Here is an 8,009-nt window from a genome sequence, read left to right as displayed (position 1 = left end):
GTCGGCTGCATCCCTGGATGCAGCCGACCCGGCCTTTGGCTGTAGCGCCTTCCTGCCAGCTGGCAGCGGCTAGGCTGAACGCCGTTCGCCGCGCCGCTCGCGCAGAATGGTGAGGCGGTCTTCGAGGATCTGCTCCAGCTCGGGAAGCGAGCGGCGCTCCAGCAGCATGTCCCAGTGCGTACGGACTGCCTTCTCGTTGCTGGTGTCCGGGCGTTCGCCATCAACGAGCAGCGCTTCCTTGCCGGTCTTCGAAACCCAGACAGGGGGAATTTCGGCTTCGGACGAGAAGGTTACGAAAACCTGTTCGCCGTCCTCGCACCGGTACTCAACCCGCTGACGCGGAGCCGGCTCCACGCCGGATTCGGTCTCCATACTTTGGGCGCCAAGACGCATGCCCCGCAGGCTGCGATCGCTCATGATTTCTCCCTCTAATCGGTTCGCGGAGCGGACTCCGCGCTAGTCGGAAGCCCTCGAAAGGGTGCCTCCGGACTACGGTGTGGTTCACGTAGCATCACTAGGTGAAACGCTTCGCCAAGCATTGTTGTTCCGCACGGACTGATCCGGCCGGACAAATATCCTATTATACGGATTTCAACGGGGTGCAGCAATCCGACGGGACGTAAGCAATCCAGCGGGTGCAGCGACGCAGCCCTGTGCACATAAAACAGGAGGCAGGCCGCTGTGGCCTGCCTCCCGCTGCTTTGCCTTGAACTGCTAGGACTGGGTCCGGGCCGCTGCCTCACCGGCCTGGCCCCCGTCCGGGCCTCCAAACAGGTCGCCGGAGCTGGGATCAGGGTTGGTTCCGCCCAAAGCGCTGCCGATGCCTTTCAGCGCCTCGCCCACTTCGCTGGGGATAATCCACAGCTTGTTGGAGGAGCCCTCGGCGAGCTTCGGGAGGGTCTGCAGGTACTGGTAGGCCAGCAGCTTCTGGTCCGGATTGCCCTTGTGGATGGCGTCGAACACCTTCTGGATGGCCTGCGCCTCACCGTCCGCCCGCAGGATGGCAGCTTTCGCGTCACCCTCGGCCTTGAGGATGGCGGCCTGCCGCTGCCCTTCAGCGGTCAGGATGGCGGACTGCTTGGTTCCTTCCGCGGTGAGGATGGCAGCCCGGCGGTCACGTTCTGCCCTCATCTGCTTCTCCATCGAATCCTGGATGGAGTGCGGCGGGTCGATGGCCTTCAGCTCCACCCGGGAGACGCGGATACCCCAGCGGCCCGTGGCTTCATCCAGGACACCGCGCAGCTGGCCGTTGATCTGGTCGCGGGACGTGAGCGCCTCTTCCAGGTTCAGGCCGCCCACCACGTTACGCAGGGTGGTGGTGGTCAGCTGTTCCACGGCCTGGATGTAGTTGGCGATCTCATAGGTGGCGGCGCGCGGATCGGTGACCTGGAAGTAGACCACGGTGTCGATGGACACCACGAGGTTGTCTTCGGTGATCACGGGCTGCGGAGGAAAGGACACCACCTGCTCGCGCAGGTCCAGCAGCGGCAGGAGCCGGTCAACAAAGGGGATGAGGAGCGTCAGTCCGGGATTCAGCGTGCGCTGGTACTTTCCCAGCCGTTCCACGACGCCGGCCCGGGCCTGGGGCACGATCCGCACCGAGCGGACCAGCACAATGATGACGAAAATGATCAGAACCACCATCACGAAGGTGAGTGCGATTCCTCCTGGGCTATCCATACTTCTCCTTTGTCCCCAACTTTCAGTGAAGCTCTAACCTGGCGAAAACTCGCCGCAATCTGCTGCTCCGCCGCGGCGGGAGCAGAAACCTATGGGGGAACCGCCTACTGGACGGCGGTCTCAGCCTGGGGTGAGACGACCGCCGTCGCACCTTCAATGGCCGAGACGATCACGCGCTGGCCTTCGGGAAGGACGCCGGACTGCGAGCGGGCGCTCCAGATGTCGCCGCCGATCTTCACACGTCCGCCGGTGGCCGTTACCGCCTCCAGGACCAGCGCTGATTCGCCGATTAGGCGGTCGATGTTGGTGCGCTGTTCCGGCGGCCCCTTGTGCAGGTGCTTGAGCGTCATCGGCCGGACGAACGCAATCATGAGGAGCGAGACGACGCAGAAGACCACGATCTGAAGCCAGAAGTCAGCGCCGGCAAAGTCTGCCACCAGGCCGGCAAGGGCACCTCCGCCCAGCATGATGAAAAACAAATCAAGGGTCAGCATCTCCACGGCGGCGAACACCAGGAAGAGGGTGAGCCACAGTGCCCACCAGTTTTGGCCAAGCCATTCAAACATCGCGTTCCCCCTTGATCCCGAGGGCTGCGGGGCAGACCCTCAGTAACTTTCTTCCATCGTAGACCGATGCAGGTGCGCCCGGCAGGGGAAAGGCGGGCAGCGCCGGAACGTGGCCAAGCCGTTATGCAGAGAGGGTCATGCGGGGACGAAGATGCTGATCCGGAACCGGGCGGACACGCTGGTTGTTGGCGGGAGGCCGGCGAGCCGTTCGGTCAGTGCGGTCCGGTCTGTATGGTGGCCAGCCGGACCCATCAGGGCAAGGTTGGTCACGTCCGCCGGCGAAAGCGACAGCTCCACGTCAATGTCCTGCTTCGACAGCGGGGAGAAGCGGCCTGCGAGCGCCTCGGCCAGGCGCCCGTCTTTGTCGGGGTCGATGCCCAGCATTCCCGCCTGGCCGGCAACTTCCCCGAGGTGGCCGGCGCGCGGCGTCACCACGATGAGCCTGCCTGAGGGTTTGAGGACTCGGGCGAACTCGGCAGCGTTGCGGGGCGCAAACACCACCGTGATGACGTCGACGGTGGCATCCGGGAGCGGCAGGGGCTGCCAGACGTCACCCACCAAATTTATGGCTTCCGGGTTGACTTTGGCGGCCCGGCGCAGGGCAAACTTGGAGATATCCAGCCCGACGGCGGCCACGCCAACGGACTCGTCCTCCGCAGCGGCGCCGTCCGCATGATCAAGTATCGCCCGGAGGTAATGTCCCGTTCCCGTCCCGGAGTCAAGGACAGTTGGGCCCGGCCCCTTCAACGCCGGCCAGGCTGCCTTGGCCAGAGCGTCGGCCAGCGGCCGGTAGTGACCGGCGTCGAGGAAGGCTGCCCGTGCCCCAACCATCTCCGCGCTGTCCGATTCGAAGGTGGTTCCCTTGCCCACCAGCAGGTTGAAGTAACCCTGCCGGGCGGCGTCGAAACTGTGGAGCTGCGGGCAGGCCAACGCCCGGACCCGGCCGTTGCCGGGGTCGAAGACGGGCTGGAGTTCCTGGCGGCAGACGGGACAAAGCAGAACGGGCAGGCGCGGGAGCATGAGGACAATCCTAGGTCAGCCGATTCGGTGGCTGCCGTTCCGTGGCCTTGCCCGACCCGCTAGGCTCACGTGGGTGAAGCCTGAACATTTGCCGCTGCTCAACTCCGTTTCCGCCCCCGCCGTCCACCCCGACGGGACCAGGGCCGTAGTGTCCGTTGTCCGTCCGGACTTTGACGCCGACTCCTACGTTGGCCAGCTGTGGAGTGTACCCCGCGACCCGGAAAAGCTGCCCCGCCGCATCACCCGGGGATTCCGCGACACGGCGCCGGCCTTTTCGCCGGACGGCCGGGTCCTGGCCTTTCTCCGCGCCGCCCCCGGCGGCAGGCCCCAGCTTCACGTGGTGGAGGCCGCGGGTGGTGAACCACAGGCCCTGACCGACAGAAAAATGGGCGTCACCTCCTTCGCCTGGTCGCCAGATTCCACCCGGATCGTCTTCGGTTCGAGGGAACCGGAAGAGGGCCGCTACGGAACACTCGACGGCGTGGGGTCCGGTGCGGAGGACGCCCGGTTCATCACCGGGTACAAGTACCGGATGAACGGTGAGGGCTACACGCGGGACAAGCCGTTGCAGCTGTTCATACTCGAGGTTCCGGAACTGGGCGGGGAACCCTGGGTCAAGCCAGTAGGGCGCGCAGCCAAGCGGAGCAATAGCGGAACAGGCACGGGAGGCGGTAAGAGTGAACACTTGGCAGAGTCCACCGAAGATACCGGCGGCCTCCCGGAGGCACGCCAGCTCACGACGGCGGCAACCGACCACACCGGCGCCACCTTCACCAACGACGGCAATGCCATTTACTTTGTGGCAGCACTCCACGAGGACGCCGACCAGGATCTGGCATCCGGGATCTACCGCGTAGCGGCCGACGGCGGCACACCGGCTTTGGTGCCGGTCCCGAACCTGGGTGCCCAGACCGTTTCCGACGTCCGGGAGTCGGTCGACGGACGCTGGCTGTTCTGCACGTCCCAGGACCTGGGCAGCACCCGTCAGGACTTCGTCGCCAAGAACACGGTCCTCCATGTCATGCCTGCCGCCGGCGGCGACGCCACGGCCCTGAGCGACGCGGAGAACATGGACGTCGGAGCGCCCGGTGCCACCATCGGCCTCCGCGGCAACGACAGTGCGCTGGTGCTCAACAATGCCCAGGGAACGGTGGAGCTGCTCGAGTTCAGCGCCACGGGGGACCACTCCCTCCTCGTTCATGGTGACCGGGTAGTCGCCGGAGCCGGGGATGGTGCGGGCACGGTCTTCCTCAGCTACAGCGACGCCGCCACGGCGGGTGATGTGGGAGTCCTCGAGGCCGGTCAGCTCCGTCTCCTCACCGATTTCTCGGCCGCGCTGCGGACCGAGGCAGGCATCATCGAACCGCAGGAACTCACGTTCCCTGCCCCTGACGGCTATCCCGTCCACGGCTGGCTGGTGCTGCCGCCGGGGAAGGGCCCGCACCCCGTGCTGCTGAACATCCACGGCGGACCGTTCTCGCAGTACACCTCCGCGTTATTCGATGAGGCACAGGTCTACGCCGCCGCCGGATACGCCGTCCTGATGTGCAATCCGCGCGGCTCGGCCGGTTACGGCCAGGCGCACGGCCGGTCCATCAAGGAGCGGATGGGCACCGTGGACATGCAGGACGTGCTCGCGTTCCTGGACGGAAGCCTCGAGAAGTTCTCGTCCCTGGATGCCGGCGCCCTGGGGATCATGGGCGGTTCCTATGGCGGCTACCTCACAGCGTGGACCATCAGCCAGGACCACCGGTTCCAGGCCGCCATCGTGGAGCGGGGATTCCTGGATCCCGTGAGCTTCACAGGCTCGTCGGACATCGGCTGGTTCTTCGGAGGGGAGTACGTCGGCTCGGCGGCCGGGCAGGTGGCCGCGCAGAGTCCCATGGCAACGGTTGCCGCCGTCAGGACCCCCACGCTGGTGATCCACAGCGAAGATGACCTCCGCTGCCCCGTGGAACAGGGCCAGCGCTACTTCACTGCCCTCAAGCAGCAGGGCGTCGACTCGGCGTTCCTCGTGTTCCCGGGCGAGGACCACGAGCTGTCACGCTCGGGGACGCCTCATCACCGGCGGCAGCGGTTCGAACATATCCTGGCCTGGTGGGCGAAGTACCTGCCGACGGACAGCAACCGCGCCGGCACCGCCTAATTCCCGCCGGCCGGGAAGCCAAGCTCCCGGCTGGCAGTAGCGATGCCGGGCTCGGCCCAGCGCGCGGCGTACTCGCTGTTCGTGCTGAGTGAGCGGAGCTCGGCCCGGTCGATATAAAGCCGGCCGTGGAGGTGGTCGGTTTCGTGCTGCACGATCCGCGCCTGCCAGCCGCTGAAGTCCCTGGTGACGTGCCCGCCGTCGGGCGTTATGTACTCCAGCCGCACGCTTTCGGGACGCTCAACCACGGCCTGCAGTCCGGACAGCGAAAGGCAGCCTTCGAAGAAGGCGGCCGTGCCGTTGCCCAGGCGGGAGTATGACGGATTCAGCATGCCGAAGAACTCCAGCGGCGCGCGGCCCCGGGCCGCGGCGGTGACCTCGTCGATCTCGAACTGGTCTTCGAGGACGGCCAGCTGCAGCGGGATGCCCAGCTGCGGAGCTGCCAGGCCGACGCCGGGTGCGGCATGCATGACCTTCCTCATCAGGACGATCAGCCGGCTTAGCTCATCGGGCTCCAGCTGGCCCTCGAAGGGAGCGGCGTGCTGCCTCAGGACCGGGTGCCCGGCCTGCACGATGGGCGGCAAGGCCTCAGAGGCCAGCAGTTCCTGCACGGTCTCCCTGATGCGGGCGGGGCTGAAGGACGTAGGCGGAGATGCGTAGGTCATGGGGACAGCCTAGCGCCGCGTTGCACGCTGTCGCGGCACACAGGCCGGGTTGCACAGGACCGGGTGGCACAGAGCCGCGACGCACGGTGACGCGCCGCTTCACGCCGAGCCGTCGCACGCTATTGCATCGTGAAGCGCCGGGCCACCAACGCGTTGAAGGCCGGTACGGCGGCGACGCCGGCGATCGCCGCATTCCGGGGCCGCAGCAGCCCGACTGGAAGCGGCCTGCCCAGCGCCATGTTCACCTCGGCCTGGCGTCTCGCGGCGGCTGCGGCCCGGCGGCGGAAGCCATCGAAACGCCGCAACGCTTCGGCGGAAGGCTCACCGCGCACGACGGCGAGAATCGCCGGCAGCAGTGCTTCAGCGTCCAGCCAGCCAAGGTTCATTCCCTGGCCGCCGATGGGGCTGATCTCATGCGCCGCATCTCCGACGAGCGCCACCCGGCCGGACACCATGCGCGCGGCCAGCCTCGACCGGACGCTGAAGCTGCTGAGCATGGTGTTTGCGCCGGAGTCCAGCGCCACGCTGGTTCTGCGGCCAACGAGTCCGGCCAACTGTTCCGCATCGGGGCAGGCAGGGGGCCTCCCCAGCCGGACTACCCAGCGGCGGACTCCGCCTGGCAGCGGGAAGGACTCCACAATGCCGTCGCTTTCCAGGAACAGCGCAGCGTCGCTGCCGAAGGGGCTGGATTCGGGGAAGTCACCCATGAGGTAGTGGTCCGGATACAGTTTCTCCGGCGCCGCGACCCCCAGAAGCGTCCGCAGCGTCGAGTAGGCGCCGTCGGCGCCTACCGCGAAAGCGGCGGAGTGGCTGGAAGCGGCCCCGGCAGTGGTGACGCTGAGCGTGACCCGGCCGCCGTCGTCGTACATTCCTGTCACCTCGGCGTCACGGACCAGCGCGCCGCCGTCCAGCTCCCGGAGGCGCCGCTCCAGGACTTCCTCCGTCACCGGCTGGGGCACGGCAAGGACGAACGGGTACCGCTCGGAAACCGGGGCGAACGGCATGCGGGCGATCCTCCGCCCGTTGCTCACAGCGAAGCCCTGGCGGATGGGGACGCCACGGCCAACCAGCTCCTGGGCAACGCCGATGCGCTCCAGGGCGGCGAGCGCCGGCGGATGGATGCCGATGGCCCGGGTGTGGGCGTTCCGGCCGGTCCGTCTTTCGAGGACCCGCACCGAAACCTCGTGCCGCAGGAGCAGCGAACCGAGGAAGAGTCCAACCGGCCCGCCGCCCACGATCAGCACGTCGGTCATGCCGGGCGCCGCCGGTAGGTGAGCAGGCAGTGGAAGGGGGAGTGCGGTTCCACCGTCCAGCCGGCAGGGACCACGGCGGCCAGCTCCGACACGGTGTAGCTGCGCCTGATCGAGGTCAGCCCGTCCCCGCGGATATAGGAGCCGGTGAGCGGGAGGGCGCCGGCACTGAACAGCGCGTAGGCAGCCGCGCTCCGGCTTAGGTCATTGTGCAGGGCCAGGCGGCGGGCCAGCCCGGCGGAGTCATCCAGGAACTGCTGCAGTTCCGGCGCAGTCAAATGGTGCAGCACGTGGTTGGAGATGACGACGTCGTACGACTTGCCCTCGGACAGCAGATCACCGCTGCTCGCCTGCCGGAACTCCACGCCGGGGACGGGCGTCCGGCCGGCGGCGAAGCGGAAGGCCCTTTCATCCGGGTCAATCCCTGTCACGTGTAGCCGGATCCCGTCCCTCGACGCCCAGCGGGCGAGCATCACGGCAAGGTCGCCGCCGCCGCAGCCTACGTCCAGCAGCGTTGCGGTGCCCTTGCCGTTCACCTGCGGGCGCACCCTGGTGCGGTACAGCCCGTGCCAGCCTGAGACCACGCGGTTGACCAGTGCGAACTGTTTGTAGGTGCGCCGCAGCCGGTCCGGGTCGCAGTCCGGCCGGTCCATGTCCTCGACAGCGTCCGTGTCCCGCCGGCCAA

General features: G+C 67.2%; 8 protein-coding genes. 1 reads left to right on the top strand and 7 read right to left on the bottom strand.

Annotated features, from left to right (window positions below):
• Nucleotides 1–69: 69 nt before the first annotated feature.
• The 4 genes from AC5RWD_RS21395 to AC5RWD_RS21380 form a co-directional block, all read right to left on the bottom strand.
• Nucleotides 70–417 (bottom strand): RNA polymerase-binding protein RbpA, encoded by a 348-nt coding sequence (locus tag AC5RWD_RS21395; protein WP_003802221.1) that lies wholly within the window; start codon nt 415–417, stop codon nt 70–72.
• 297 nt (nt 418–714) lie between these two features.
• Nucleotides 715–1,680, bottom strand: a complete 966-nt coding sequence (locus AC5RWD_RS21390) for an SPFH domain-containing protein (RefSeq protein WP_494021935.1) — start codon at nt 1,678–1,680, stop codon at nt 715–717.
• 104 nt (nt 1,681–1,784) lie between these two features.
• Nucleotides 1,785–2,246 (bottom strand): NfeD family protein, encoded by a 462-nt coding sequence (locus AC5RWD_RS21385; protein ID WP_494021934.1) that lies wholly within the window; start codon nt 2,244–2,246, stop codon nt 1,785–1,787.
• A gap of 135 nt (nt 2,247–2,381) precedes the next feature.
• Nucleotides 2,382–3,266 (bottom strand): putative RNA methyltransferase, encoded by an 885-nt coding sequence (locus AC5RWD_RS21380; protein WP_494021933.1) that lies wholly within the window; start codon nt 3,264–3,266, stop codon nt 2,382–2,384.
• Nucleotides 3,267–3,339: 73 nt separating this feature from the next.
• On the opposite strand from AC5RWD_RS21380, the gene AC5RWD_RS21375 reads away from it, so the two are divergent.
• Nucleotides 3,340–5,412, top strand: a complete 2,073-nt coding sequence (locus AC5RWD_RS21375; RefSeq protein ID WP_494021932.1) for a S9 family peptidase — start codon at nt 3,340–3,342, stop codon at nt 5,410–5,412.
• Here AC5RWD_RS21375 and AC5RWD_RS21370 read toward each other — a convergent pair.
• The 3 genes from AC5RWD_RS21370 to AC5RWD_RS21360 form a co-directional block, all read right to left on the bottom strand.
• Nucleotides 5,409–6,074, bottom strand: a complete 666-nt coding sequence (locus tag AC5RWD_RS21370; protein WP_494021931.1) for a peptide deformylase — start codon at nt 6,072–6,074, stop codon at nt 5,409–5,411. The two genes, AC5RWD_RS21375 and AC5RWD_RS21370, sit on opposite strands and share 4 nt — an antisense overlap.
• A 119-nt stretch (nt 6,075–6,193) precedes the next feature.
• Entirely contained in the window at nt 6,194–7,327 is a 1,134-nt protein-coding gene (locus AC5RWD_RS21365; protein WP_494021930.1) for an FAD-dependent oxidoreductase, read from the bottom strand.
• Nucleotides 7,324–7,977: a class I SAM-dependent methyltransferase gene (locus AC5RWD_RS21360; protein ID WP_494021936.1), complete on the bottom strand. Its 654-nt coding sequence runs from the start codon at nt 7,975–7,977 to the stop codon at nt 7,324–7,326. Before AC5RWD_RS21360 ends, AC5RWD_RS21365 begins: the two co-directional genes overlap by 4 nt.
• Nucleotides 7,978–8,009 lie beyond the last annotated feature (32 nt).

It is taken from the genome of Arthrobacter sp. CMU6 (genome assembly GCF_059090205.1).
Note: the sequence above shows the minus strand (reverse complement) of the source record. Positions and strands in the feature narration are given on the sequence as shown.